At 46.5% G+C, this 26,144-nt stretch carries 29 protein-coding genes and 1 other annotated feature; of the genes, 26 read left to right on the top strand and 3 right to left on the bottom strand.

Going from position 1 to position 26,144, the window contains the following annotated elements; translation table 11 throughout:
- Positions 1–1,002, top strand: a 1,002-nt coding sequence (locus CHI14_RS30235) for a BclA C-terminal domain-containing protein (protein WP_481856457.1), incomplete at its 5' end; no start/stop codon positions are given.
- A 65-nt stretch (positions 1,003–1,067) separates the two neighbouring features.
- Here CHI14_RS30235 and serA read toward each other — a convergent pair.
- On the bottom strand, positions 1,068–2,663 hold the full coding sequence (gene serA, locus CHI14_RS26635; protein ID WP_095292930.1) for a phosphoglycerate dehydrogenase: 1,596 nt from the start codon (positions 2,661–2,663) through the stop codon (positions 1,068–1,070).
- A 197-nt stretch (positions 2,664–2,860) separates the two neighbouring features.
- Positions 2,861–3,092: a binding site (T-box leader), on the bottom strand.
- 338 nt (positions 3,093–3,430) lie between these two features.
- On the opposite strand from serA, the gene CHI14_RS26630 reads away from it, so the two are divergent.
- Genes CHI14_RS26630 through CHI14_RS26620 form a run of 3 tightly spaced genes read left to right on the top strand, consistent with a single transcriptional unit; the run spans position 3,431 to position 5,270 of the window.
- Positions 3,431–4,024, top strand: coding sequence for a type II CAAX endopeptidase family protein (locus tag CHI14_RS26630; RefSeq protein WP_095292927.1), 594 nt, complete (start codon positions 3,431–3,433; stop codon positions 4,022–4,024).
- Positions 4,021–4,470, top strand: coding sequence for a hypothetical protein (locus CHI14_RS26625; protein WP_095292925.1), 450 nt, complete (start codon positions 4,021–4,023; stop codon positions 4,468–4,470). The genes CHI14_RS26630 and CHI14_RS26625 overlap by 4 nt, the downstream gene beginning before the upstream one ends.
- Before the next feature lie 29 nt (positions 4,471–4,499).
- Positions 4,500–5,270, top strand: coding sequence for a metallophosphoesterase (locus CHI14_RS26620; protein WP_212677029.1), 771 nt, complete (start codon positions 4,500–4,502; stop codon positions 5,268–5,270).
- 42 nt (positions 5,271–5,312) lie between these two features.
- On the opposite strand, the gene CHI14_RS26615 is transcribed toward CHI14_RS26620, so the two are convergent.
- Positions 5,313–6,197: a polysaccharide deacetylase family protein gene (locus CHI14_RS26615; protein ID WP_095292921.1), complete on the bottom strand. Its 885-nt coding sequence runs from the start codon at positions 6,195–6,197 to the stop codon at positions 5,313–5,315.
- A gap of 93 nt (positions 6,198–6,290) precedes the next feature.
- On the opposite strand from CHI14_RS26615, the gene CHI14_RS26610 reads away from it, so the two are divergent.
- The 18 genes from CHI14_RS26610 (at position 6,291) to CHI14_RS26530 (ending at position 19,588) form a co-directional block, all read left to right on the top strand.
- Positions 6,291–6,644, top strand: coding sequence for a hypothetical protein (locus CHI14_RS26610; protein ID WP_095292919.1), 354 nt, complete (start codon positions 6,291–6,293; stop codon positions 6,642–6,644).
- A gap of 187 nt (positions 6,645–6,831) precedes the next feature.
- Positions 6,832–7,446, top strand: a complete 615-nt coding sequence (locus CHI14_RS26605; protein WP_095292917.1) for a genetic competence negative regulator — start codon at positions 6,832–6,834, stop codon at positions 7,444–7,446.
- A gap of 41 nt (positions 7,447–7,487) precedes the next feature.
- A complete protein-coding gene (prsW, locus tag CHI14_RS26600) occupies positions 7,488–8,183 on the top strand; it encodes a glutamic-type intramembrane protease PrsW (protein ID WP_095292915.1) in 696 nt (231 codons plus the stop codon).
- Positions 8,184–8,300: 117 nt separating this feature from the next.
- The gene (locus CHI14_RS30230; protein ID WP_164764345.1) at positions 8,301–8,471 is read left to right on the top strand and encodes a hypothetical protein; all 171 of its coding nucleotides are present in this window, start codon (positions 8,301–8,303) and stop codon (positions 8,469–8,471) included.
- Positions 8,472–8,579: 108 nt separating this feature from the next.
- Positions 8,580–9,926: a germination protein YpeB gene (ypeB, locus tag CHI14_RS26595; RefSeq protein WP_095292913.1), complete on the top strand. Its 1,347-nt coding sequence runs from the start codon at positions 8,580–8,582 to the stop codon at positions 9,924–9,926.
- Between the two features lie 141 nt (positions 9,927–10,067).
- Positions 10,068–10,721: a flagellar brake protein gene (locus CHI14_RS26590; RefSeq protein ID WP_095292911.1), complete on the top strand. Its 654-nt coding sequence runs from the start codon at positions 10,068–10,070 to the stop codon at positions 10,719–10,721.
- A 69-nt stretch (positions 10,722–10,790) separates the two neighbouring features.
- Positions 10,791–11,015, top strand: a complete 225-nt coding sequence (locus CHI14_RS26585; protein ID WP_095292909.1) for a hypothetical protein — start codon at positions 10,791–10,793, stop codon at positions 11,013–11,015.
- A 103-nt stretch (positions 11,016–11,118) separates the two neighbouring features.
- On the top strand, positions 11,119–11,823 hold the full coding sequence (gene cmk, locus CHI14_RS26580; protein WP_095292907.1) for a (d)CMP kinase: 705 nt from the start codon (positions 11,119–11,121) through the stop codon (positions 11,821–11,823).
- Positions 11,820–12,407 (top strand): lysophospholipid acyltransferase family protein, encoded by a 588-nt coding sequence (locus tag CHI14_RS26575; RefSeq protein ID WP_095292905.1) that lies wholly within the window; start codon positions 11,820–11,822, stop codon positions 12,405–12,407. Before cmk ends, CHI14_RS26575 begins: the two co-directional genes overlap by 4 nt.
- 146 nt (positions 12,408–12,553) lie before the next feature.
- Positions 12,554–13,768 (top strand): 30S ribosomal protein S1, encoded by a 1,215-nt coding sequence (gene rpsA, locus CHI14_RS26570; RefSeq protein ID WP_095292903.1) that lies wholly within the window; start codon positions 12,554–12,556, stop codon positions 13,766–13,768.
- A 183-nt stretch (positions 13,769–13,951) separates the two neighbouring features.
- Positions 13,952–15,274 carry a ribosome biogenesis GTPase Der gene (gene der, locus CHI14_RS26565; RefSeq protein ID WP_095292901.1) on the top strand — a complete coding sequence of 441 codons (1,323 nt, stop codon included), beginning with the start codon at positions 13,952–13,954 and terminating at the stop codon, positions 15,272–15,274.
- Positions 15,275–15,285: 11 nt separating this feature from the next.
- Complete coding sequence (gene plsY, locus CHI14_RS26560; RefSeq protein WP_095292899.1) at positions 15,286–15,909, top strand: glycerol-3-phosphate 1-O-acyltransferase PlsY; 624 nt, start codon at positions 15,286–15,288, stop codon at positions 15,907–15,909.
- Positions 15,902–16,942, top strand: coding sequence for an NAD(P)H-dependent glycerol-3-phosphate dehydrogenase (locus CHI14_RS26555; protein WP_095292897.1), 1,041 nt, complete (start codon positions 15,902–15,904; stop codon positions 16,940–16,942). The genes plsY and CHI14_RS26555 overlap by 8 nt, the downstream gene beginning before the upstream one ends.
- A 100-nt stretch (positions 16,943–17,042) precedes the next feature.
- Positions 17,043–17,318, top strand: a complete 276-nt coding sequence (locus tag CHI14_RS26550; protein WP_056696692.1) for a stage VI sporulation protein F — start codon at positions 17,043–17,045, stop codon at positions 17,316–17,318.
- A gap of 170 nt (positions 17,319–17,488) precedes the next feature.
- Positions 17,489–17,668 carry a DUF2768 family protein gene (locus CHI14_RS26545; protein WP_095292896.1) on the top strand — a complete coding sequence of 60 codons (180 nt, stop codon included), beginning with the start codon at positions 17,489–17,491 and terminating at the stop codon, positions 17,666–17,668.
- Positions 17,669–17,723: 55 nt separating this feature from the next.
- Positions 17,724–18,371 (top strand): hypothetical protein, encoded by a 648-nt coding sequence (locus CHI14_RS26540; protein ID WP_249281252.1) that lies wholly within the window; start codon positions 17,724–17,726, stop codon positions 18,369–18,371.
- A gap of 16 nt (positions 18,372–18,387) precedes the next feature.
- The gene (locus CHI14_RS26535; RefSeq protein WP_095292892.1) at positions 18,388–18,741 is read left to right on the top strand and encodes a 2Fe-2S iron-sulfur cluster-binding protein; all 354 of its coding nucleotides are present in this window, start codon (positions 18,388–18,390) and stop codon (positions 18,739–18,741) included.
- A 70-nt stretch (positions 18,742–18,811) separates the two neighbouring features.
- Positions 18,812–19,588, top strand: a complete 777-nt coding sequence (locus tag CHI14_RS26530; RefSeq protein WP_249281251.1) for a DUF3939 domain-containing protein — start codon at positions 18,812–18,814, stop codon at positions 19,586–19,588.
- Positions 19,589–19,687: 99 nt separating this feature from the next.
- On the opposite strand, the gene CHI14_RS26525 is transcribed toward CHI14_RS26530, so the two are convergent.
- Complete coding sequence (locus CHI14_RS26525) at positions 19,688–20,077, bottom strand: tautomerase family protein (protein ID WP_095292890.1); 390 nt, start codon at positions 20,075–20,077, stop codon at positions 19,688–19,690.
- A 457-nt stretch (positions 20,078–20,534) separates the two neighbouring features.
- Here CHI14_RS26525 and spoIVA point away from each other — a divergent pair, with 457 nt between their 5' ends.
- The 4 genes from spoIVA to CHI14_RS26500 all read left to right on the top strand — a co-directional run bounded on the left by spoIVA (position 20,535) and on the right by CHI14_RS26500 (position 25,944).
- Positions 20,535–22,013 carry a stage IV sporulation protein A gene (gene spoIVA, locus CHI14_RS26515; protein WP_095292886.1) on the top strand — a complete coding sequence of 493 codons (1,479 nt, stop codon included), beginning with the start codon at positions 20,535–20,537 and terminating at the stop codon, positions 22,011–22,013.
- 220 nt (positions 22,014–22,233) lie between these two features.
- Positions 22,234–23,331, top strand: a complete 1,098-nt coding sequence (locus CHI14_RS26510) for a sugar ABC transporter substrate-binding protein (protein WP_095292884.1) — start codon at positions 22,234–22,236, stop codon at positions 23,329–23,331.
- Between the two features lie 112 nt (positions 23,332–23,443).
- Entirely contained in the window at positions 23,444–24,961 is a 1,518-nt protein-coding gene (locus CHI14_RS26505; RefSeq protein ID WP_095292883.1) for a sugar ABC transporter ATP-binding protein, read from the top strand.
- The gene (locus tag CHI14_RS26500) at positions 24,958–25,944 is read left to right on the top strand and encodes an ABC transporter permease (RefSeq protein WP_095292881.1); all 987 of its coding nucleotides are present in this window, start codon (positions 24,958–24,960) and stop codon (positions 25,942–25,944) included. Before CHI14_RS26505 ends, CHI14_RS26500 begins: the two co-directional genes overlap by 4 nt.
- The last annotated feature ends 200 nt before the right edge of the window (positions 25,945–26,144 follow it).

Raw genomic sequence — 26,144 nt, 5'->3', positions numbered from 1 at the left:
GGGGCGACGGGCATTACAGGTATCACGGGTGCGACGGGTATCGGTTTGAGTGGAGTGGTACCATTCGATCCAGCTGTGGCACCAACATACCCAGCGGGTCAAGTGGTTACGTTTAACGGCAGTACGTATATTGCCAATGTTGCCGGACCGACCGGGACACCAGGAACCTCCCCAGATTACACGTTGTTGGCAGGTGCAGGAGCTGCCGGGGTTACTGGAGCAGCAGGAGTAACCGGCGCAACAGGCATCACGGGGATAACCGGAGTGACCGGAGTTACAGGGGCTACTGGACTTACAGGTATCACAGGTTTTACAGGTGAAACTGGTGCGACAGGTGTAACAGGAGCTACTGGGGTAGGTGTAACAGGAAGTACTGGAGTGACAGGAGAGACCGGAATAACGGGAGCTACTGGAGTAGGCATAACGGGAAGTACTGGAGCAACAGGCTCAACTGGTGCAACAGGAGAAACCGGAATAACAGGAAGCGCAGGAATTACAGGAACGACGGGAGTAACGGGTCCAACGGGACTTACAGGTGCAACTGGAGAGACGGGTGCGACGGGTGTCGGTACCACTGGTGCCACAGGTGCAACAGGAACTTCAGTTACAGCAGCATCTTCATACGCAGAGAATACAAGTGGTACAATTCTTGTTCTTTTGGGCGGAACGGTTATACCTCTGCCTAATAATCAAAACATTGGTACCGGAATTACCGTAAATGGAACGAGTGATACGTTTACTCTCGCTACGGCAGGACGTTATTATATTAGTTACAAAATCAATCTTACAGCAGCGCTCGCTGTCCAATCTCGAATACTGCTGAATGGTGCTGTAGTTCCACCGAGTGTAATCTCGCCCGTTCTTTCTTTGAGCCAGCTTGCGACCGACTTTATTATTACCGCCACAGCTGGTTCAACCATTCAACTTCAATTGTTTGGTTTGGTTGCAACAGCAGTATTATCACCTCCAGGTGCCACACTTAACATTATTCGATTAAGCTAAGTACAGAAAAAGAGACGAACCCTTCTGGGATCGTCTCTTTTGACTATCTATGCACGATGTGGCATCTATTCAAGAACAATTTCAACAGCTGTATTAAGCTCAGGCAGACCTGTAAGCTGGACAAGGACATCTTTTGGAACTGCTTTATCCACAGTCAGAATCATGATTGCAGCACCACCGATAATTTTCCGTCCCACTTGCATGGAGGCAATGTTGACATCATTTTGACCAAGCAGCGTACCTACCCGTCCGATGATACCTGGCTTATCGTTATGGGAGATCAAAATTTGGTGACTTTCTGGAGCGATATCAACCGGGAATTTGTCCAGGCGTACGATCCGTTCTCCGTAACCAGCAAGCAGCGTTCCGGCTACACGGCGTTCCTCTGCTTCCTGTGTCGTTACCAACGTAACTGTGATGAGGTTAGTAAACCCTTTAGTTGTGGATGTTTGGCTTACAACTACATTCAGATCACGGGTTTTGGCCAGATGCATGGAGTTAACGATATTTGCTTCTCCGCCCAGATGTCTGGCGAGAATGCCCTTAACAATGTAACGAGTGAGTGGCGACGTATCTACTTCTGAAAGGTCACCTGCATAGTCAATTCGAATCTCTTGCACGGCATTTTGTGTAATTTGGGCTGCAAAGCTACCCAGTGTTTCACCAAGCTTAAAGTACGGCTGGAGTTTGTTCATAACCGTTGGCGCAACCGCTGGCATGTTCACAGCGTTTTTGAACGGTTCATTCCGCAAAATATGAAGTACCTGCTCCGATACATCAATCGCTACATTTTCTTGTGCTTCCACGGTGGAGGCACCCAGGTGAGGCGTAACGATGATACTTGGGTGGTTCAGGAAAGGATGATCCTGTGCTGGTGGCTCGCTTTCAAACACGTCAAATGCAGCACCTGCAACGATACCTTCATCGATTGCTTCCACAAGGGCCATTTCATCAATGACTCCGCCACGAGCACAGTTGATAATGCGCATGCCTTTTTTCATGATTTCAAATTGTGCACGGGAGATCATGTGACGAGTTTCAGGTGTCAATGGAGTGTGTACCGTCATGAAGTCAGCATTGCGAATGATGTCATCCACACTGGCCAGTTTAACTTGAAGTTTCTCTGCACGTTCTTGAGTCAGAAACGGGTCATATGCGAGAATATCCATACCAAAGGCTTTGGCGCGTTTGGCTACCTCACTGCCGATTCGTCCCATTCCGAGTACACCCAGAGTTTTATTTCTGAGTTCCACACCCAGGAAGGTTTTGCGATCCCATGTACCTTGAATGGTTTTGGCGTATGCCTGTGGGATGTGACGTGCCAATGCCATCATCATGGCAAATGTATGCTCACATGTCGTGATGGTATTCCCATCGGGCGCATTAATAACGATGATACCGCGTTGAGTGGCAGCCTCCAGGTCAATGTTATCCACCCCAACCCCTGCACGGCCAATGACCTTGAGATTGGTTCCAGCGGCCATAATACGATCTGTAACACGAGTTTGGCTTCGAACGAGAAGGGCGTCATAATTACCAATAATGGCTACAAGCTCATCTTCACTAAGACCGGTATTTTTCTCAACTACAACATCATTTGCATCCACCAGTTGCTGAATACCCAGATCACTGATTGGGTCCGATACTAACACTTTGTACATGGTTTCTTCCTCCTTAGTATGTGTATCTATATCGTCAAGGACTTACCTCTGCAATGAGGTGTTCCTTAAAACCGGGTTCATCCTTCCGCCCAACAACGCGGTGTCGCAGCAGAGGGGAGGGGTGTAATAATAGAGTGGACCCACGTATATTCCTAAAAATAAATCAAAAAACTCTCAATCCACATACTGCTTGCGCAATAAGGGACGAGAGTTGTCGTGGTACCACCCTAATTCACTGCCGCTTCGCAACGACAGTCTTCACGGTCAATAAAGACCGAAGAGGATAACGGCTCTAAACCGATTGCACCTACTCCAATTTCAATGCAATAACTCAGGAACGCTCAAGATCCATTGCCTGCCACCGATTTGCACCATCCATCGGCTCTCTGTAAGAACAAAGCAACATCTTTTTTCCATCATCGTGTTTAACGTGACTAATTTTTTCATAATGTATCATGGCTAACATGACCATGTCAATAGGCATAAATGTTTTAATGCAGATGACTTGGATCACATTCATTTATCAGCAGTTTACTATGAAGATACCTAAATCATATAATAAAAAGTAGTAGTAAATTTAAAGATTCAAAAAAATCAAATGTGACGTTACGATGAGTCCGAAATTCGGGTAACAAAGGATAGGAAAACGGGACTTGAGGCAGGTCTTGAACCAATTTGGATTTTTGGCTATCATTTAGTATACTATCCGATTGGGCAGCCCAAGTAGGTTATCCATCAAATATCTAGTAAGAGGACAGACGCAGGCAATGAAAAAATCAAAGTTTTCCAAGTTCAAGATTCAGAAGGCTGAACCACAGCAGCTTACCGAGCGCTTGCTTCTGATCAATCTATACTTTACACAAGGTTTAACTCTGATCATTGGAGTTGTATGGATTTTATTGCAGAAGCGAAATTTGTTCGACGTGCTTGCTTGGCCTGAAAGTGTTCATTTTATTTGGTGGGGGCTTGGTCTTGCCGGCATTATGCTCGTCATGGATTTGGTCCTGTCTTATGTCATTCCTCAGGAGAGCATGGATGACGGAGGAATCAATGATATGCTGTTCAGGTCTCGCCCGATCTGGCATATCGTATGTATAGCAGCTATTGTCGCTATTTGTGAAGAATTATTGTTTCGCGGAGCAATACAGCATGCCATTGGCCCTTACTGGACTAGCATATTGTTTGCAGTAATTCATATTCGATATCTTCGCCACTGGATTCCTACAGGTTGGGTATTTGTTTCTAGCTATGGATTGGGTTGGATTTATTTGCAATCCGGCACATTGTGGGCACCGATATTATGTCACTTTATTATTGATTTGGTGTCCGGATTAGCGATACGTTTTCGGAGGGGATCATGAACCAGCAATTAAGCAGAATGAAGACATATGGCAGTCAGCGCCACCGTCACTCGGACAAAACAGAGAAAACCGAGCGGACTACGGCTCCTCAAGTGAACTTGGTTGCTGAACCGGCAGCTGCACTGGAGGGGGCGGGGGCATCATTGTCCACCGTATCCGTACCAAGATCACAACGCAAGTCGTTTGCATCAGCACTGGAAAGCCCAGTGCTCCCCAGCCGGGCTCCGGCACGTTCCAAATCTCCGCAAAAAGCGACCGATGAAACGGTCACGGAAGCAGGTTCACTTCCTACCCGGACTGAGCTTCATCCTTCTCGCCGATTGCGGTTAAGTAAACGGTTTGTCAACTCCCTCATCATTATTTTTGTTTTACTCACGATCAGCCTGGTCTGGTGGGGCATCAAAGGGGCTCCGCCACTAAACACATTTCTTCCTTGGCCTTGGTAATGATGGTCTGGTTCGCATCTGTGTTGATGGTGATTTTTATATTGATCGTTCATATGTGGCGTGAAGCGCACCTTCATAGGGTCATGGAGGATGAAATTGAAATAAACGCCTTACCCCTTTCGTTTGATGGAAGCGTCATTTTGTATGTATCCGACCTTCATAAGAGGAGATTGAGGCAGGAGGACATTAAGCCATTATTGGGCCAGGTGGACTGGGTTCTGATCGGTGGAGATGTGGCGGAGAAGGGGATTTCATGGTCCATCGTCCGACACAATATGCAACTACTGACCAATATTGCCCCTGCTTTTGCGGTTTATGGAAACCATGACAAACATGCGGGAACGGCTCAGTTGGCCCGGATTTTTCAGGAAACCGGGGTTCGGCTTCTGCAGGATCAGGTTGTGTCTCTTCAAAAGAGGGATTCCAGCATAAAGCTGGCCGGAGCGGATTATCGGTCTCGTGAACTTAGCAATCACCTAACGGAAAAGGGCAGAAATGATTGCCTGATTGTATTAATTCACGATCCGCTTCAGGCGAAGAGTGTTCATGATTATGCTGATCTTATCTTAAGTGGGCATACACACGGGGGACAACTCGTGATCCCGTTTCTTGGACCGATTTTCCTTAACCAAGCTTACCGGAATGTGTCGAGAGGATGGTACACCTTGAAACGGATGAACGGTGATCCGGATGGCAAAATGCTGGTCAGCAGAGGTTATGGAACGAATCATTTGCCGCTCAGATTATGCTGTCCAGCTGAGATGCACAGGATTACTTTAAAATCGATAAAAACAAAATAAACAGCCTTGATCTATATGGATCAGGGCTGTTTATCTATATCCTCACCTGGCTTCGAGCTCTATCGAACGAGGGTCAACAAAAGAATATCCCTTGTTCTCCAGCTTCGTTAACAAATCATCTAGGGCCTCAACAGTCCAAGGAAGCTCGTGCATCAATATATTGCTTCCGGGATTTAACTGATCAAGCACATTCTGAACGACTTTATCGGGTTTGTTCTGAGTACTCTTGTCCCAGTCCAGCGAACCGTTGGACCAAGTCATGTATAACATGCCATTTTGCTTGACGGTTTCTTTCAAAGCATCATTACCAGAACCAAAGGGAGGGCGGAAGAATTCAGGCTCCACACCAATGGTTTCTTTGACGATGTGCTGAACATCCGTTACCTGCTTGGCAGCCTCGGAAGCGGACATTTTTTTGAGATCCTCATGGTCCCAAGCATGGTTACCAATAATTTGCTCACGCTCGTAAATCAGCTTTAGCAATTCCGGATGGCTTTTGACACGATATCCATTAACGAAAAATATGGCTTTGGCATTATGTTTGTCAAGTGTATCAATTAATCCATTAATCATTTCTGCTTCCTTAGGGCCATCATCGAATGTCAGAAGAACGACCTTCTTCTCACCGTTTTCATCATTGGGTTTGATGTAATAATTTTCATTCATATGATATGTCTTCTCAATTTGTTGTTCCATTTTATCCTCAGTTGGTTCTGTTTCTTGTTCTTTTTCATCAGTTTGCTCCAGGTTGTCTTGAGTTGAAGATTGGTCATCTTCCGCGGCTTTTGAAGTGTTTTCTTCACTCTGTACAGAGGAGACCGTTTCTTTTTCAGGAGTGGTGTTTTCGGTAGTAGGTGTTTCTTGCTCCCCACATGCTGACAACAGGAGACATGCGGCAATAAGGATTGCGGCAGCCGTTTTAAACATAATTTCAACTCACTTTCCTGTATTTATGCGGAATGAGATGTCGTGCTTCCGCAAACACTAGTTGTGATCTTAACATAAGAGGAGGTTGGTGTAATGAAGGCGTCATCCTTTTTTTGGGGGATTGTAGTTGGTGTTGCTGCCAGTTCATATCTGTCCAAGGGCAAAATTCCCATGTTGTCTTCACTCTCGTCCGGCAACATGATGGGTCAAGCCAAGCACAAGATGATGGAAATGACTTTTCCAGGTATGGATGGATTCAGCCCTAAGAATAATGAGCATGGTGAATCCCACAAAAGTGCATTGAAAAAAACAGCAAGAGCCATTACCCCGCAGGAAAAAGAAGAAAACATGAACATGCTCAAAGATTTTATTCGCACCAATCCGGATGTTAAACGTGAAGTTGAGCAAATTTTGACTCAAACAAACACAACAGTACCCGGTTTATAAACCAAAACTACTGGAATAGAATCAACCACAGTCTTGTTTGATGTGGATTGATTCTTTTTTTGTCGATTTTACTTCGTGCATTTGCAGGTATAAAATGATAACATAACTACATAGATTTATTTTCAGCACATATTGTTTTGTGCTTCATAATCTGTTATAAGACTTGCTTATAAAGGGGAGATCCTGTATGAAAATAGAACGATTAAGTCACGATAAGATACGGATTTTCCTGACCTTTGACGATCTGAGCGAGCGCGGAATACAAAAAGAAGATATGTGGCAGGAAATACCTAAAGTTCATGAACTGTTCACTGAAATGATGGATCAGGCATATTCCGAACTTGGGTTCGATGCTACAGGTCCGCTTGCTGTCGAAGTATTCGCACTTCCCGCTCAAGGAATGGTGGTCATTGTTACGCGTGGGAAATATGATCCGCAACAATATGGTTCGGGCCATGAGGATGATCTGCCTGAAGAAGTATACGAGATGGAAGTTACACTGGAGCAGAGCGATTCCATTGTATATGCCTTTAAGGATTTTGAAATCTTGATTGAGGCTGCACATATGCTGCGTCAACATGTAACGAATGCGGGAAGACTTTATTCCTATAAAGATAAGTGGTTCCTGCATCTGGAACCGGACGAAGTCGACACCACCAAACATGCTGCGTTAATAGCGCTGCTTGCTGAATTTGGTGAAGGTTCTTCGGTTACGCCTGCGGTAATGGAAGAGTACGGTAAAGTTATTATGCCTGAACAGGCTATTGAAGTGATCTGCACCCATTTCAAACGTCAGGATTAAATTCAATTGCAAACGCGTCTTAGTCAGAGGAGGGAATTTCGGTGCTTTTGTTTTCGGTTTTAGCGGCAGCAGTAGCTCCGGGTCTCGCCTTGTTAACATATTTTTATCTGAAAGACCGTTATGATTCTGAGCCACTTCATATGGTACTAAGAGTATTCGTCATGGGTATTTTGATGGTGTTGCCTGTAATGATTATTCAGCGAGGTATGATACTGTGGCTCGGAGATAACCCTTACGTTGAGTCTATTCTCATTTCCGGCGGGGTTGAGGAATTCGTCAAATGGTTTGTGTTATACCATATTATTTATAATCACACGGAGTTTGATGAGCCTTATGACGGTATTTTATACGCCGTTGCTGTTTCACTTGGTTTTGCTACGGTGGAGAATGTTTTGTATGCCTTTGCGGGGAATGCATCCGTCTCAGCCATGTTTCTCCGTGCATTACTCCCTGTGTCAGGACACGCCATGTTTGCGGTGATTATGGGATACTACATGGGGCGCGCCAAGTTTACGGATGGCAAGAAGAAGCGCTGGTTCCTGATGCTCTCCTTACTGCTTCCATTTTTCTGGCATGCGCTGTACGATGTCATCATGAACACGATGGCAAACTACTGGCTGTGGTTCATAGCACCGTTAATGGCGGGATTATGGTATGGAGCCGTGGGCAAAATTACGCGGGCTAACAACCGCTCTCCTTTTCGATTTGTGAAAAGGGAGGAAGAGGTTAAATTATAGAAATACGGACACACTGGTGGACATGGAGCGCGTACTGCGCCTGATGCCCCGGTGTGTTTTTTTGTTTTCAAGCTAAAGAATCCCCAGGGAATGAACAACAGAAACGGAGACAGCGTAATGAGGATAAAAATAAAAATCAGATGCAAACAGTGCGGAGAGCGGTTTACGCTGCGCGGAAAAAAAGAAAGAGGGCGAATTGAGACCGGATTCAAGCAGTGTCTGTGTGATAATCGGGATCAATTTGAGATTGAGGAAGATGGCGGTACGTCTTGGATTCAAATGAATTAAATAGCTGGCAAAGAGTCAAACATTGTGCCGACTGGAAAACCGATGTATAAGAGGACTTTCTTCGATCCACAATATAGATAGTGGTTCAGATGAAAGGAGACTCTACCGATGTATAAACGTTTAAGTTCAGTCATGTTTCCGATATTTGCAGTACTGCTGATCGGTGCCCTTGTGTGGGGATACCAGGAGAATCAGGAGAAAAATGCGATCTTGATCAAAGCGGAGAATCAGTATCAGCGTGCGTTTCATGATTTGTCTTTTCATATGGACAAGCTGCACTCTGAAATCGGTAATACACTGGCGGTGAACTCCACTTCCCAGGGCATGCACCGCAAAGGTCTGATGAATGTGTGGCGGCTTACCAGCGAGGCGCAAAATGAGATTAACCAACTGCCACTAACCATGCTGCCTTTTAACGAGACGGAGGAATTCCTTTCTCGTATCTCAAACTTTGCTTATCAGGCATCCATGCGTGATTTAACCAATGAACCACTAAGTGAGAAGGAAGTGGGCAACCTGAAAAGGCTGTACCAGAATTCCTCCGAGATCACTAAAAACCTGCAGGCAGTCCAGCAAAAAGTACTTTCTGACCGCTTGCGCTGGATGGATGCCGAAACGGCTATGGCGACAGAAGAAGAAACGATGGATAACACCATTGTCGATGGATTTCGCACGGTGAACAAAAAAGTACAGGAGTATCCTGAACTGGATTGGGGCCCTTCGGTATCCAGCATTTATGCAAAGCGTTCAGTCAAAAAGCTGGATGGTATTCCGGTGTCAAAAGAACAAATTCAAAGTAAAGCTGCGAAATTCTCGAATGCGGACAGCAGCAAGATCCAGGTTCAGGAGAATGGTAAAGGTACGGATTGGGAGTCCTATACCGCTACAATCAATCAAGGCAAAGAAAGCAAGTTGATGATGGATTTTACCCGCAATGGGGGCATGCTGATTTCCTACAGCGATACTAGACCGATTGGCGCGAAAAAGGTCTCACGTTCAGATGCCATGGCCAAAGCGGATCAATTTCTTGTCAATAAGGGCTACAAAGATATGAAAGCAGTAAACTACGATGAGTATGGTAACTTAGCAAACTTAACGTACGTTCGTAAACAAGGGGATACCCTGCTTTATCCGGAGAAAATGTCTGTACGCGTCGGTCTGGACACAGGAGACGTTACTGGCTTCCAGGCAAGCGATTATGTCTATGAGCATCAGAAACAACGGCAAATACCAAAAGCGGCTCTTACCGAAGCACAGGCTCGCAAAAAGCTTAATCCTGAATTTGAGGAGAGCTATGCACGTAAGTCATTAATTGAGAATGATTACAGCAAGGAAGTATTATGTTATGAATTCGGTGGACGCATCAACGGGACGAAATACCGAATTTATATCAATGCTAATACAGGGGTCGAAGAAGCAGTTGAAGAAATTAAACCTGTGAATGCGACTTCCTAAAATTTAATGGGAAAACGAAACTCGATAATTTTACCAAACAGACCACCTCGTGGTCTGTTTTTTGTTATCCGCTATGAGAAAGGTCATGGTATAATAGTCCTTGTACATACGATGATGAATAGTAAGGTGGCGGTGAAGAGCTTGTATCCGAAAATTAATGAAATTTTACACATCCAAATTGCCTCAGCAGATGAAAAAGAAGAGAGCAAGGAATACAAATCCCGTATAGCAGACATGGATGATCACAGTTTTTTGATTGAAGTACCGATGCAGCAAGGTAGCAGTCGTTTGAAAAGATTGTATTTCGGTGAAGAACTGTCCATCTCTTATATTACTGAAGATGGCGTCAGACATTATTTCAATACGTACGTGACCGGATTTGAAGAAGATGTGGTAAGGCTTGTGCGTATACGCAAACCGCTGCCTGATGATATTTCGAAAATACAACGACGCAGCTTCCTACGTGTTCATGCGAATCTTGAACTAGCCATTCAAGCAGAAGACCTGACTCGTGCCGTGGGATTGACCGAGGATATAGGTGGCGGGGGATTGTCCATTTATGGAGAACCAAACTTCCCGATTGCGGAAGGGCAAAAGTTAAATTGCTGGCTGCTCGTTCCTTATCGGAATTCAACGATTGAGCATGTGGCTTTCGAAGCCGAAGTGGTTCGCATTAAAACCCTCGAGTCTGGAAGACAGCTCTGCATGTTGAAGTTTACTCAGATCACAGACTCGGAGCGGCAAAAAATCATTAAATTCTGCTTTGAACGGCAGCTGGATTATCGCACGAAGTAAGGGTGCGTTTTTTTGAATAAAAAGGAAATGTGGCGGGAAACGTAAGGGGAAAAACGGAGGTGCTTGGGTATGAATCACCGACGTACATCCCGAAGATATGAGCGTCTGTATTACGTGTTCTCCAAACGAATGGAAAGAAGACTCTTTCAGCTTATTGCCGTTTTATTCTTGTTGTTGGTGATCTACCAATTGCTGCTTCAGGTTCCATATTTCAAACAAAATGTGACCCGGATAGACCGAATGGAGGGGACACCAATTCATATGGAGCATTCAACAAAAAAGGAACATCAATGAATTGGCTGTTTTTGCATCCATGTGTATAGTGTGGTATAATTTTCACGATGCAGGCAATGCCTGTTTTTTTATTGAGGCTTATCGTTTGAGGAGGAATGCCCCGTTGGCAAGCCAGAACACATCAGAGAACGGGAAGATGAACGTTGCAATTGACGGACCTGCTGGTGCCGGGAAAAGTACCGTGGCCCGATTGGTTGCAGAGGCGCTCGGTTATATTTACGTCGATACTGGCGCAATGTACCGTGCGGTAACCCTACACATGATTCGGAAAGGGATTTCTCCGGAAAATGTATCAGAGGTACTTCAGGAAGCCCACAAACTGGTCATTGATTTACAGCCGGACCCGGGCGGACAGAAAGTGTTCTGTAACGGGGAAGATGTAACCTCGGAAATCCGCTCCCGTGAAGTTACGGGGATCGTGTCCCGATATGCGCAAATCGAGGGGCTGCGTTCGCAATTAGTGGATACTCAGCGGCAAATGGCTTTGCGCAAGGGCGTCGTCATGGATGGACGCGATATCGGAACGACAGTATTGCCCGATGCGGAAGTGAAAATCTTCATGACTGCCAGTGTGGAAGAGCGCGCACTTCGCCGCTTCAAAGAACTGGACCCCTCTGAAGGACTGACGTTGAAGCAATTAGAGCGAGACATTGCCACACGTGACAAATTGGATGAAGAGCGGGAAATATCCCCACTTCGCTGTGCCGAGGACGCAACTGTTCTTGATACAACCAAGATGAGTATTCATGAAGTGGTTGACAAAATCGTATCTTATTGCACAATGGTCAGAGGAGAGGTTGGTCTATGATTTACACATTTTGCAGCACAGTACTGCGGATCATTTACACCATTCTTTTCCGCCTGGAAGCAGTTGGACGGGAGAATATCCCCCAAGAGGGCGGCGTACTTTTATGTTCTAATCATATCAGTAACTTTGATCCTCCAACGGTAGGTATTAAACTTCGCCGGCAGGTACGCTTCATGGCCAAAAGTGAATTGTTTGATGTTCCGGTACTTGGCAAGATCATTAAGGCTGTGGGCGCGTTTCCCGTTAAGCGTGGAGGCGTTAGCAAGGAATCCATCAAAACTTCACTAAACATTTTGCGCAATGGTGAAGTGCTCGGCATTTTCCCATCCGGGAGTCGGCACAACGATGGAGGCATCGGCAAAAAAGGTGCGGCGAGCTTTGCTCTTCGGAGTGGTGCTACTGTTATCCCTACGGCTATTATCGGCAACTACAAGCTATTTCGTAAGATGAAAGTGGTGTATGGAGCACCGGTGAATTTGGACGAGTTTAAGGAAGATCCTTCTGGTGATGCACTGGAAAGAGCAACTGAAAAGATTATGTCCAAAATTAATGAAATGGTGAAAACAGGTGTACCGAGCAAATAATTTGCTCTTCACCGAAAGTCTGAATGCATTATTTCCATATTTTTGAGGGAAACTAATCCGAGCCATTCAGCGTTGAAAGTGTTTTGAACTCTGCTATAGGCAGGTTTGAATATAATGGGGTTTTTGAATTGAGGAGGGTATTTGACATGTCGGAAGAAATGAAAAATCAAGAAGCAACCCAAGATGAGTTGGATCAATTCGTTTCCTTGAAAAAAGGAGATACTGTAAAAGGAACCATCGTCAAATTGGAAGATAACCAAGCCTATGTGAGCATTGGATATAAATATGACGGTGTAATTCCAATTCGCGAACTGTCCTCATTGCATGTTGACAGTGCGTCTGATGCAGTAGAAGTTGGACAAGAAGTTGAAGCTAAAGTTCTTAGCATCGACGACGAGAAAGAAAAACTCGTTCTGTCCAAACGTGCAATCGACAGCGAAAACGCTTGGGATCAATTGCAAAAGCACTTTGAAGACCAAGATGTATTCGAAGTTGTTGTAGCTGACGTAGTAAAAGGCGGTCTGGTAGCAGACGTGGGTGTACGCGGATTTATCCCGGCTTCCATGGTTGAGCGCCATTTCGTAGAAGACTTCAGCGACTACAAAGGACGCACACTGCGTGTTAAAGTGAAAGAGATCGATCGTGAGAACAACAAAGTGATCCTTTCCCAAAAAGACGTTCTGGAGCAAGAATTCGAAGCTAACAAAGCTGAGGTTATGGCTGGTCTGCAAGAAGGCCAAGTTATCGAAGGTACAGTACAACGTTTGACTCAATTCGGAGCATTCGTTGATGTAGGCGGAGTTGACGGTCTGGTTCACGTTTCCGAGCTCGCTTGGACGCATGTGGACAAACCATCCGATGTCCTTTCCGAAGGTGACAAAGTCAGCGTTAAAGTGCTGAAAGTTGACCCTGAAAAAGGCAAAATCAGCCTGAGCATGAAAGCTGTTCAACCGGGACCATGGGAAACAGCTGGCGAGAAATTTAACACTAGCGATATCGTAACGGGTGTTGTTAAACGTCTGGTTGATTTCGGAGCATTTGTTGAAATCGCTCCTGGTGTTGAGGGACTTGTGCACATTTCACAAATTTCCCACAAACACATCGGCACTCCTCACGAAGTGTTGAAAGAAGGTCAGGAAGTTCAAGTTAAGATTCTCGACATGAACCCTGCTGAGCAACGTGTAAGCCTGAGCATCAAAGAAACAGAAGAAGCTCCTGCCCAAGCGCCAAAAGCTGAAAGACCTGCTAGAAACAACGCTCCGCGTGAAGAAATCAACAACCCGAACGTTTCCTTGAGCAATCAAGGTATGAGTATCACACTCGGCGAACGTTTCGGTGACAAACTCAGCAAATTCAAATAAGTTATTCATGCATGGTTCTAAGTTATACTGCATATTTTGCTGAACAATAAAAGCAAGATCGGCGAGCCCCAGCGGGTTCGCCGATTGTTGTTATTGTGAGCATTCTTGGCATGAAAGGTTAGCCAAGACATGTGTTTTTTGCTATGATGAGTAACGTAAGTATGGACAGGAGGAGTGGAATGTATGGCAAGACCCGTTGTGGCAATTGTCGGGCGACCGAACGTGGGTAAATCCACTATTTTTAATCGGATTATCGGCGACAGACTGGCCATTGTGGAAGACAAGCCGGGCATTACCCGTGACCGGATCTACGGAATCGGTGAATGGAACGGTAAACCATTCAGTATTATCGATACAGGTGGTATCGAAATCGACGGCGAGGATGTCATTCTTAAATCAATTCGGATGCAGGCAGAGCTCGCCATTGAAGAAGCGGATGTTATTGTATTCATGTGTGATGCAAAAGCAGGAATTACGCAATCTGACGAAGAAGTCGCAGAGATGTTGTACCGCTCAGGCAAGCCCATTGTTGTAGCCGTTAACAAAGTGGATAATATTGGGCGCAGTGAGCTCATTTACGAGTTTTACGGATTTGGATTTGGAGATCCCATCGGTGTATCCGGAAGTCATGGTACGGGTATTGGTGATTTGCTGGATGCGATCGTTGAAAAACTGCCTGAACTTGAAGAAGAGACATATGATGAAGACGTCATCCGTGTTGCTCTAATCGGACGTCCAAACGTTGGTAAATCTTCATTGGTGAATGCCATCTTGGGTGAGGAACGCGTAATCGTAAGCGATGTAGCCGGAACGACGCGCGATGCCATTGATACCCCGTTCGAAAAGGATGGGCAACGTTACGTGCTGATTGATACAGCAGGTATGCGTAAACGTGGTAAAGTGTACGAAACTACCGAGAAATACAGTGTTATGCGTGCTATGCGTGCCATTGAACGTGCTGATGTTGTTTTGGTCGTTATTAACGGCGAGGAAGGCATCATTGAACAGGACAAGCACATTGCAGGTTATGCATTTGAAGCCGGTAAAGCTTCCCTGTTCGTTGTGAATAAATGGGACGTGGTGGATAAAACGGATAAAACGATGAATGAGTTTGAGAAAAAAATTCGGGATCACTTCCTGTTTATGACTTATGCTCCCGTAGTCTTTTTATCAGCCAAAACAAAACAACGCTTACAAAAATTGCTTCCTGTGGTAACTCGTGTAGCTCAGCAGCATGCTATGCGTGTTCAGACGCATTTGCTTAATGATGTAGTATCTGATGCCGTGGCTATTAATCCACCGCCTACAGACAAAGGACGCAGAATGCGGATCAACTACGTGACACAGGTTGCTGTCAAACCGCCGACCATGGTTATTTTTGTAAACGATCCGGAATTGATGCACTTCTCTTATGAGCGTTACCTGGAGAATAAAATCCGCGGAGCGTTTGATTTTGAAGGTACGCCAATTCGCATATTTACTCGGAGGAAGTCCGACGAAGGTTAGGGGAGAAGTTTGTGATTTTACCAATCGCAGCGATTGTACTGAGCTATCTGCTCGGTTCAATCAGCTTTAGTGTCCTCCTTGCAAAGGCAATACGGGGGATCGACATTCGTCAGCATGGCAGCGGAAACGCAGGCGCTACCAATACATTGCGAATATTGGGTAAAGGACCAGCTATCCTAGTGCTGCTGTTGGATGTTCTTAAAGGTATTGCGGCTGTATGGATTGGAGTGTGGCTCAGTGACGGCTCCGAGTGGATTCCTGCAATTTGCGGTATAGCAGCGATTGCAGGACATAACTGGCCGCTCTACTTCCGATTCCGTGGGGGAAAAGGAATTGCAACAGCAATTGGCGTACTCGCCACTCTTGCATTCGTTCCTGCAGTTTCTGCCGGAATTTTTGCAATCCTGTCCATCGTTTTGACACGTTACGTTTCGCTGGGTTCTCTTATTTTTGTAGCTTTAACACCAATCTTCATCCTAGTGTTCCCGGGATATTCCATGAATCTATTCTGGGGAAGTCTGATTATTTGTCTGTTTGCTTTTTGGAGACATCGCACCAACATTGCGAAGCTTGCCAGAGGACAGGAAAATAAATTAGGAGCCAATAAACCTGGGGGTGGAAAACGCGTTGTCTAAAAAAGTTGCCGTCCTGGTCGCAGGCAGTTGGGGGACCGCTCTCGCAAGTGTGCTGGCCGCCAATGGGCTGGAAGTGACGATGTGGACACGTGGTGAAGAGCAGGCCGCCGAAATTAACAACCAGCATCGGAACAGTCGTTTTCTACCTGGTGCAGAGTTATCACCTCGCATTCAGGCAACGACTAATATGGGGGATGCCGTTCAAGGGGCATCGGCCGTTTTGATTGTTGCGCCTTCCTCAGCCATGCGTTCGGTAGTCAACCAACTCAAGGCGTATTATAAGCCAGACATGTTAATAATCCATGCAACCAAGGGATTTGAAACGGAAAGCCTCAAACGAATGTCGACGGTGATCTCTGAGGAACTTGAATGCGAAGAAGGGCATATCGTTGTACTTTCGGGTCCGAGTCATGCGGAAGAAGTGGTTAAACGCTGTCCTACAACGGTGGTTGTGGCTTCACTGGACAAAGCTGCAGCAGATGCTGCTCAGGCCCTGTTCATGAATGCCTATTTCCGTGTGTATACGAATCGGGATATGCTTGGCGTGGAGCTGGCAGGTGCCTTCAAAAATATTATCGCACTTGGTGCAGGGATGTCGGATGGCCTGGACTTCGGAGATAATGCAAAAGCCGCTCTATTGACTCGTGGATTGGCAGAGATCACCCGGATTGGCGTGGAGATGGGAGCAAACCCTCTTACGTTTTCCGGCCTCGCAGGAATCGGTGATTTGGTCGTTACCGCAACGAGTCAACATAGCCGGAATTGGCGGGCAGGTTCCATGCTGGGACAAGGACAAAAGCTGGAGGATGTACTGAATTCCATGGGAATGGTCGTAGAAGGAATTCGTACGACAAAAGCAGCCTATTTTATCTCCCAGAAGTACGGGGTGCAGATGCCGATTGCGGATCAACTATACCATGTTCTCTTTCAGGATCGTGAGCCGCGCGATGCGGTTGAGGCACTTATGGGCCGAGATCCCAAGACCGAAATGGAAGTTATGAAACTGGAAACATGGGAACAGTGGCACTCCTGATTCTCCATTGCTTGACTCACCAGAAATAAAGAAGCTCATTCACCTTTTCATCGGTACACTCATACTATACACATGAGTATTGCCGGAGGAGGGGAGACGAATGGGTAACAACATTTCTAAGGATGCACTAAAAGCGATCAATAAAAAAACGGGCAAAACAATTACAGAAGGTGCTGTCAAGAAATTGGCGAGCACAGTAAAACCGTCCACCATGCAAAATGAAGCTCAGTTGCGCCAATTGATTAAACAAGTATCCGCCATGGCGAAAGTTCCGGTATCTGAAGATACAGTTCAGGATATTGTAAGTGCGGTCAAAAAAAGTGGACTGAATCCAAACAGCATGGAATCATTAATGAAAATGATGATGAAAAAATAATAGATCGTTTTTGCTTCTACAACGTGGGCAAGCAAGACAAAAAGATGAGTCAGCTAAGGCTGGCTTTCTTTTTGTCTTTTTTTGAAAAAGTCCTCTGAATTTCGTGTTATAATAATTTCAATTGTCACCGTGTCAGTGATGAATAACGGAGAAGGGGAGAATGCTGGATTATGAGCGCAATGGACAAGATGTGGCTTTCATTGGTTGCAATTCTGATTATGGGATTGTCTGTATTCCTGATAACCTTCGCGAGAGCCAAAACCAAAGGCTTTGTGCGAGGGATTCTGTCATTGATCGCGTTTCTGATCATGCTGATTGGTTTTTTCGGCGGAATTGCATCGCTCACTTGATCTTATTCTTGCGTGCAGCTTAACATCCGCATAAGTACACCATAGAACTGACACAATGAAAACGGATGAAGGGAAGGTGAGCCGGTTGGGACCACATGGAACAGAGGGCCTTACAGAGCGCTATCCGGAATTGCACGCTGCGTTGCTGGAAACGGCAAAAACCTGGAATACAGTACCTTATACTTGGCTTCTTGGGGGGAGCTGTGGACTGCTGCTGCAGCAGGTCGAGTTGCAGCAGGCTCCCAGAGATATTGACGTGTATGCCGATCTGGCTGCTGCACATGGGCTGCATCATGCTGCCCCAGGAATTGCCCTGGATAAACCGGTGATAGATCGAACAGGGCCATACGCTTCATTGCTGAGTCATTATCAAGTCGGAGAGTGTGCGCTTGAACTCGTAGGTGGCTTCGAGGTATGGTCCAGGCAGAGCTGGTACCGGATTGAGATTGAACAACTGCTGATTCATCATGCGCCTCAGGCTCAAATTGGTTCTTACACGTTAAGATTGATGCCCCTTGCTCATGAGCTGCTTTTTAATCTGCTGAGAGGTCGAGCTGACCGTTATGAGGCTATTGCCGAAGCAATTCGGAAGGATCCACAGCTTCATCAGCCCTTACTGGCTTCATTGGGTAAACATAATGTGTGGACAAGCCGATTCTCCGCTGAGGTAGAAGAGTTGGTTGGTTTTACATGGACTTCATAGGTGGGGAGGCAAGAGGATGGAGCACACGATTTCATTTTTACCGCAAAATAAGAGCATCCGCCTAAAAGCGGGAGTGAACCTGCTCAGTGCCGCACGCCGTGCAGGAGTGAAGATTCCAACCCGTTGCGATGGAAAAGCCGCTTGTCTAATGTGCAAGGTCAAAGTAGATGGTGATCAGCTGCAGGCTCTGCACCCTCCTACAGATGCTGAACAAAGGAAACTGGGTTCCCTGCTGGAAGCAGGAACTCGTCTTGCTTGTCAGGCCAAGGTGAGGGGATCCGTGTCTGTTCATGTTCCGGAGGATCCGCTCAAAGCTGCAATCCGTAAGCAGTTGGAACGCCAGCAGCAGGACAATGACGATTGGTTCTGAAACTAACCTGAATGGAGCTCAATTGGAATGGGTTTTCCCGTTGGACTCTTCAGATTGAAGGAGGATGCGGATGAACGAAAACAAAGATAGGCTCTTCATTAGTTCGTGGCGGAGGTACGGAATTCAGGGAGTCCGCTGCCTTCTCCTCATTTTACTGGTTGCCACAGTAAGTGGCTGCATGTATCCGTCCCAGGGTAACGATGACCCCAAAATAGCATACAGGGAGAGTGTGAATCGGATACAGAGTGCTGTAGAGGCATTTCAGAAGGATCAGGGGATTCTGCCCATGATTAATGCGGATATGGATACACCAAAATATGAAAAATTCAGAGTGGATCTGCCGAAGCTGAAACAGCAAGGTTATCTGGACGAGATTCCGGGTACTGCTTTTGAAAGTGGTGGGAGCGCTTACTTCCTTATTCAAAATGAAGAGACAGCACCCACTGTAAAAGTAATGGACCTGCAGACGGTACAGAAGGTCAATGATGTACAGCGCATGGTTAACCAGTATAAATCAGTACATAACGGCAAACTGCCCGCCGGGGAGGAATTGTACATCGGTCTGTATGCTGTAGATATGAAACAAGCCGCTCAGGCAGGTGCTCCAGAGGTTACACTGAACAGTGTATATTCTGGTCAGGAGTTACCGTTTATCATGGACGGTGTAGGCAATGTGTACGTAGATTATGCCTTCGACATCATGCAGGCGGTGGAAAAATCGGATCGTTCTCCAGTGAAGGGGGATGATGTGCGCGAGTATTTACTGGAGCACTCCCATTTCGTTCCTGTAAAATCGGTTAGTTATACGTGGCAGAATAATGCTCCAGTGGCACAAGTCAAACCATAGATGAAATGCAATAAAAAGAGATACTCCTCATCAAGGAGTATCTCTTTTTGTTGATGCATCAAGTTCTCAGGAGCTTCAAAGAAGCGGATAGGTAATACGTCAGACCTCAACGTTGTAGTTCAACTCAAGTTCATCGCCGGGCAATCCACGGATGCCCCAGTGTGCACGTGGTGTCTCGAAAATGGTAATCTCCAAATCATGGATAGACAACAGGAGTTTTTCATGTATTTGTTTATATAATTGCTGGATTAAATTTTTCTTTGTTTCTATAGATCTTCCTTCGAACATGCTGATTTCAACAATGGTGTATGCTGCTGATCGGTCTGGCGGGTACTGAAAGTCTTCCGCATCCATGGGGAAGTAACGTTGGAATTTTTTGTTCTCTGGCAGCCCCAGCACATCCATCAGAACGGAATGAATCACGATAGAAAGCTGTTCTTTCATTGGATTTAACTGCTCACGTATACCGAAAACTTTAATCTGTGCCATGCCATCTCACCTTTCTCATCTCGTTTTCAATCTAACTCAGCTCGGCTCTAAAACCATGTTTCCTTCACAGTATACCTCTAACTCCAGGTGCCCGATACCCCAAATAGAAATGAATGAAACCAGCATAAATGCGACCCGGTGTTCATAAAGTAGATTGAAATAATGACGCGCAGTCCGAGAGCGGGGCAAATTCCCGGAGCTGAAGACCTGAGAAAAAAACAAAAAAACGCGTCATATTGCTGCATACGGATACATAAGATGATACTAGTCCAATTGCATGTACGAGTTAACGCCGCTTTCGCCGGTTTCATCAGAATGCAACGTTCGGCGGCGGACGACTTCCGGGCACTCACAAAGGCGGCTCTACCGTTGCAGGGATTTCAGTCTTCTGATTGAAAAAACGAAGCGGATGCTCTTTAGCATTTTTCCTTCGGAGTAATTTAGGGAGGGGATTTCATTGGAGAAAGTGGACATTTTTAAGGACATAGCTGAGCGGACCGGAGGGGATATCTATCTCGGGGTTGTCGGCGCAGTCCGGACGGGGAAATCAACATTTATTAAACGATTCATGGAAACGATCGTTCTGCCGAACATCACAAGCGAGGCTGATCGTGCCCGTGCAGTGGATGAACTTCCACAGAGTGCAGCAGGCAAAACGATTATGACCACCGAGCCGAAATTCGTACCGAATAACGCAGTCCAGATCAAAGTGGCTGAAGGGCTCGATGTTAATGTACGTTTGGTGGATTGTGTAGGGTACGCTGTGGAGGGTGCAAAGGGCTATGAGGATGAAAATGGTCCACGCATGATCTCCACGCCGTGGTTCGAAGAGCCAATCCCGTTCCAGGAAGCAGCGGAGATTGGCACGCGCAAAGTCATTCAGGAGCATTCCACATTGGGTGTGGTGGTTACCACAGACGGCACCATCGCCGAGATCGCCCGTAGTTCCTACGTGGAATCCGAAGAACGAGTTATTGCCGAACTGAAAGAGGTTGGCAAACCGTTCGTACTGATCATCAACTCTACCCGTCCTCGCAGTGAAGAGGCTCTTCAATTGCGAAGCGAATTGGCAGCTAAATATGATATTCCAGTAATGACATTAAGCGCGGCCACGATGACGGAAGATGATGTGACAGGCGTGCTGCGTGAAGTCCTGTATGAGTTCCCTGTTCATGAGGTGAATGTGAATCTGCCGAGCTGGGTTATGGTCCTGAATGAAACCCACTGGCTGCGGAACAACTACGAAAATTCCGTGCGCGACACGGTGAAGGACATTCGCAGACTGCGTGACGTGGACCGGGTTGTGTCCCAGTTCATGGAGTATGAGTTCATTGACCGCGCAGGACTCAGCGGCATGAACATGGGCCAGGGTGTGGCCGAAATTGATCTGTACGCACCTGATGAATTATACGATCAGATCCTCGTGGAAGTGGTCGGCATTGAAATCAGAGGCAAGGATCATCTGCTGCAGCTGATGCAGGAATTCTCTCATGCCAAGCGGGAATATGATCGCTTCGCTGAAGCCTTGGAGATGGTCAAAACGACCGGATACGGCATTGCGGCACCTTCGCTTGCTGAGATGGCACTGGATGAACCCGAGCTCATTCGCCAAGGCACCAAATTCGGTGTGCGTTTGAAAGCAACTGCACCTTCCATTCACATGATCCGGGTCGATGTCGAGTCCGAGTTCGCACCGATTATCGGTACGGAGAAGCAAAGTGAGGAACTGGTGAGGTACCTGATGCAGGACTTCGAGAACGACCCAATCAAGGTGTGGGATTCAGACATGTTTGGTCGTTCCCTGCATTCCATCGTGCGCGAAGGGATTCAGGGCAAGATCGCCATGATGCCGGACAATGCAAGGTACAAATTGCAGGAGACATTGGGACGGATCATCAACGAAGGTTCAGGCGGCTTGATTGCCATCATTCTGTAAGACAAAAGACCACAAGGCCATCCTTGTGGTCTTTCTGCTGTATGATTTAATTTCATATAAATGGTACTACTGGATGTATACTACATGTTTTGCGAAAAACTTAGCGAGTTTTAGCTTTAAATTGTTAAAACCCATTTACATACTAGGGATTAGCCGTTATATTAATATTCAACTATTGTGATCAAGGTCACTGAGAGTGCACGAATAGGGGGAGACAGAGATGAAAAAGAAAGATACGAAATGGGTATGGTTAAGTGTTCTGCTTGTATTTACATTGGCACTGTCCGCTTGCGGGATCAAAAAAGAACCGGCAGCAGCTCCAGCTTCCGGAGCATCAGAGGACAAGCCCAAGACGGAGGCAGTGACGGGCCCGCTTAGTGGTAAACGAATTGCCCTAATCATGGAATTTAACACGGGCACCTTCTCACAGCAGTATGTACAAGGCGTAAAAGAGGAAATTGAAAAATTCGGCGGTGAGCTAACTACGTTTGTTGCTGATAATGATAAAGCCAAAATGGTTTCTTTGCTGGACAGCGCAATTAACCAGAAGTTCGATGCAATCTTGACGGATCACGGGGACTCGCTTCTGGAACCGGGTGTGAAAAAAGCAGTAGAACAAAACATTCCGGTAGTAGTCTTTGATGCAGCCATCCAAGTACCAGGGGCAACCGTACTGTCTCAGGATGACCAGAAGATGGCGGAACTTACACTGGAACAAATGAAAAAGGATATTAACGGCCAGGGGAATATCGTCAAAGTATGGGTGGCCGGATTCGCTCCTATGGAACGTCGCCAGATTGCTTACGGAGAATTCATGAAGGAGAATACGGACATCAAGGAGATTGCCACATTTGGCTCAGCGCAAAACCCGGCTCTGGATACACAAGCCAAGATGGAAGCGATTCTGAAACAATATCCGAAAGGCGAAATTACAGCCGTGTGGGCTGCGTGGGATGAGTTTGCGAAAGGCGCTGCACGTGCAATCCAGCAAGCGGGTCGAGACGAAATTAAAGTTTACGGTATCGATATGAGTGATGAGGATTTGCAAATGATTCAGGATCCGAAAAATCCTTGGGTTGCTTCCGCAGCGGTAGACCCGACAGACATAGGACGTGTTCAGGTACGTTACGCTTATCAAAAACTGAACGGCGATGAGACTGAAGATCAGGTGGTCCTTAATCCGGTTTATGTTCAACGTGAAGCACTGCCTGAGACACAAATCTCTACTTCCGAATTGTCCCAATATGTTGAGGGTTGGGGAGGAAGTACACAGGGCATCAAGGATTGGATGGCGGAATACGGAATCACTGCTAAATAAAGCAGCGTTAGAAGGCGCGCCGCAAGGTGCGCTTTTTTGGCAGGCAGGTATGTAAAACAACAGATTGTAAGGATAGCATGACTCCCTGAAGGAGGGATTGGAGGTCTACATCATGACAACTGCACCGATTTTGCTTCAAATGGAACATATTCATAAGCAGTTTGCTGGCGTTCCTGCGCTGAAAGACGTTGATTTCTCTGTAAAAGGTGGAGAGATTCATGCACTGCTTGGCGCCAATGGAGCAGGGAAAAGTACCTTGATGAAAATTTTGTCGGGTGCCTACCAATTGGATCAGGGCCAGATTCGTTTAAATGATCAGCATTTACGTCTAAATTCACCGGGGGACGCTAAAGCAAACGGGATTCACTGTGTCTATCAGGAGGTCGATGCTGCACTGGTACCGCAGCTGACGGCTGCTGAGAACATTATGCTGGACCAGCTGGCTTCTCCAGTTGGTGGATGGTGGAAAAGCCCGCGTAAGCTCCAGCAGCGTGCTATTGAGGCACTCAAAGAACTAGGAGCAGACATTGCAGTTCAGAAAAAGGTTGCAGACCTTACACTTGCAGAGAAACAGATGATTCTGCTGGCGCGCATCCTGATTCAGGATGCCAAGGTAATTATATTTGATGAACCGACTGCTCCGCTGAGCCAGGAAGAAACCGATGCCTTTTTCCGGATCGTTCATCTGTTAAAAGAACGGGGAGTAGCTTGCATTTTTATAACCCACCGGCTTGCTGAGGTGACTGGACACTGTGATCGAGTGACCGTCATGAGAGACGGGCAGCATGTATTTACGGGTGAGGCGCGTGGACTAACTGTCAATGATCTGGTCACACAAATGCTGGGCAAGCCATTCGAAGAGGAATTTCCGAAGACAGAAGCACCAATTGGCGAGATAATCTTCGAAGCACGTGGACTGCACCGGGGGATCAGGGTCAAGGGGGTTGATTTGTCTGTACGCCGTGGTGAGGTCCTGGCTGTTGTCGGTCTGGTCGGTGCGGGCAAAACGGAATGCTCCCGTCTTCTGATTGGAGCAGACCAGCTGGAGAAAGGGGATATTCGCTTAAACGATAAACCGCTTCGCTTCTCTCAGCCCGCGGATGCTGCAGCTTCAGGCATTGTTTCCGTACCCGAGGAACGCCGCAAGCAGGGGATTCTCATCCAGGAAAATGTGGAACGAAATCTGAGCCTGCCCTTGCTCGGGCGTCTTAGTACACTCGGATTCGTGAGTCGCAAGAAGGAACGGGAGAACGCGGAATCACTGGTTCAACAGCTCGGCATTAAAACACCTTCGGTTCGTCAGGAAGTGAAGTATCTGAGCGGAGGTAACCAGCAGAAAGTAGCTATTGGCAAATGGCTAAATGCGGACGCTGATGTCTTTATATTTGATGAACCTACCAAGGGTGTGGATATTGGAGCAAAGAGTGACATCTTCCGTATCATTAACGAGCTGGCTTTGGCAGGCAAGGCGGTCATCTATTTCACATGTGAGCTGGACGAGGGGCTCGGTATAGGAGATCGCATTGCAGTGATGTGTGAAGGGAAAATCGTAAAAGAATTCAAGCGTGGCGAGACCAACCAAGAACAGCTGCTATACTACGCAAGCGGTGGACAAGAGGTGCAGGTATGAAGGACAAATCTATGGATTTTGCGTTCCGCTACGGGGCGATTATTGTTATTATCGGAGTTATTGCTTTTTTTGGCATCAAATTGCCTTACTTTTTTACCTACAGTAATCTGACTGACATTCTGGGGTCGATATCGATTGTGACCTTTGTTGCTATCGGTGTAACGTTATCTCTCATTGTAGATGGTTTCGATCTCTCGGTGGGGGCTACCGTCTCATTGACGACGGTTGTAACCGCATCGTTAATGATCTGGTATCAGCAGCCGCTCGCTGTTGTCATTATTGTTCCGCTGGTGATTGGTGCAGTCATTGGTCTCCTGAATGCTTTGTTGATTGTAAAACTGCGCATTCCTGATCTGCTCGCCACGCTGGCGACCATGTACATTATCGGAGGTATTCACAAAACGTACGCGCAAGGGTATACCATTTATAATCATATGCAGTTTCCTGATGGCAGTAAGGCAGCAGGAGAGATGGATCCTACGTTCTTGCTGATTGGTCAGGGGAAATGGCTCGGCATGCCCATATCAGTTATCCTTCTTCTCGTTGCAGTCATTGGTGTTCATATCTTTTTGACGTATACGAAATACGGACGCCAGATGTACGTTACAGGAGGCAATGAAGAGGCAGCTCGCTTGTCCGGAATCAAGGTGAAAAAGGTGCGGACGCTTGCTTATGTGGCTGCTGGCGTGTTTGCTGCAATAGGGGGCATTATCTACGCCTCCAAAGTGGGATCAGGACAAATTGATGCAGGTTCTCCGTTGTTAATGGAATCGGTAGCAGCTGTGTTTGTAGGGTTCTCTGTCTTCGGTGCGGGTAAACCAAATGTTATCGGAACCTTCATTGGTTCGGTCCTGATTGGGGTACTGGTGAACGGTTTAACCATGATGAATGTTCAGTATTTTACTCATGACATTGTAAAGGGTGGCGTCCTTGTGCTTGCCCTGGCGGTGACATTTTACGTGCTAAACCGCAACCGCACTTGAAATTGTGTGCTGTCTGTATTAGTATAAAATTTGTTCGGCGTCTGAAACGCGCTTGGTTTCAGGCGGCATTCTGCCGGAAATGACTGTTGACCGCAGGCGGAGAATTGTGTTCATCACGCTCAAGATGTACGTAGATTTTTTGCGTATGAACGTATATTTCGCTTTAAAACGGAAACACAGTATAACATTCAGGACATTGA

Source organism: Paenibacillus sp. 7516, assembly GCF_002272715.1.
GTDB lineage: Bacteria > Bacillota > Bacilli > Paenibacillales > Paenibacillaceae > Paenibacillus > Paenibacillus illinoisensis_A.
The sequence above is the reverse complement of the archived record's forward strand: the minus strand, read 5'-3'. Positions and strand labels throughout refer to the sequence as shown.

Coding starts and splice junctions, on each gene's coding strand:
- CHI14_RS26575 (WP_095292905.1), top strand. CDS start 11,820: ATGATTTACACATTTTGCAGCACAGTACTGCGGATCATTTACACCATT.
- CHI14_RS26535 (WP_095292892.1), top strand. CDS start 18,388: ATGGAGCACACGATTTCATTTTTACCGCAAAATAAGAGCATCCGCCTA.
- rpsA (WP_095292903.1), top strand. CDS start 12,554: ATGTCGGAAGAAATGAAAAATCAAGAAGCAACCCAAGATGAGTTGGAT.
- CHI14_RS26525 (WP_095292890.1), bottom strand. CDS start 20,077: ATGGCACAGATTAAAGTTTTCGGTATACGTGAGCAGTTAAATCCAATG.
- CHI14_RS26625 (WP_095292925.1), top strand. CDS start 4,021: ATGAACCAGCAATTAAGCAGAATGAAGACATATGGCAGTCAGCGCCAC.
- CHI14_RS26510 (WP_095292884.1), top strand. CDS start 22,234: ATGAAAAAGAAAGATACGAAATGGGTATGGTTAAGTGTTCTGCTTGTA.
- serA (WP_095292930.1), bottom strand. CDS start 2,663: ATGTACAAAGTGTTAGTATCGGACCCAATCAGTGATCTGGGTATTCAG.
- CHI14_RS26605 (WP_095292917.1), top strand. CDS start 6,832: ATGAAAATAGAACGATTAAGTCACGATAAGATACGGATTTTCCTGACC.
- CHI14_RS26630 (WP_095292927.1), top strand. CDS start 3,431: ATGAAAAAATCAAAGTTTTCCAAGTTCAAGATTCAGAAGGCTGAACCA.
- CHI14_RS26615 (WP_095292921.1), bottom strand. CDS start 6,197: ATGTTTAAAACGGCTGCCGCAATCCTTATTGCCGCATGTCTCCTGTTG.
- CHI14_RS26505 (WP_095292883.1), top strand. CDS start 23,444: ATGACAACTGCACCGATTTTGCTTCAAATGGAACATATTCATAAGCAG.
- CHI14_RS26540 (WP_249281252.1), top strand. CDS start 17,724: ATGAAAACGGATGAAGGGAAGGTGAGCCGGTTGGGACCACATGGAACA.
- der (WP_095292901.1), top strand. CDS start 13,952: ATGGCAAGACCCGTTGTGGCAATTGTCGGGCGACCGAACGTGGGTAAA.
- CHI14_RS26585 (WP_095292909.1), top strand. CDS start 10,791: ATGAATCACCGACGTACATCCCGAAGATATGAGCGTCTGTATTACGTG.
- CHI14_RS26610 (WP_095292919.1), top strand. CDS start 6,291: ATGAAGGCGTCATCCTTTTTTTGGGGGATTGTAGTTGGTGTTGCTGCC.
- CHI14_RS26545 (WP_095292896.1), top strand. CDS start 17,489: ATGAGCGCAATGGACAAGATGTGGCTTTCATTGGTTGCAATTCTGATT.
- CHI14_RS26500 (WP_095292881.1), top strand. CDS start 24,958: ATGAAGGACAAATCTATGGATTTTGCGTTCCGCTACGGGGCGATTATT.
- CHI14_RS30230 (WP_164764345.1), top strand. CDS start 8,301: ATGAGGATAAAAATAAAAATCAGATGCAAACAGTGCGGAGAGCGGTTT.
- CHI14_RS26550 (WP_056696692.1), top strand. CDS start 17,043: ATGGGTAACAACATTTCTAAGGATGCACTAAAAGCGATCAATAAAAAA.
- CHI14_RS26530 (WP_249281251.1), top strand. CDS start 18,812: ATGAACGAAAACAAAGATAGGCTCTTCATTAGTTCGTGGCGGAGGTAC.
- ypeB (WP_095292913.1), top strand. CDS start 8,580: ATGTATAAACGTTTAAGTTCAGTCATGTTTCCGATATTTGCAGTACTG.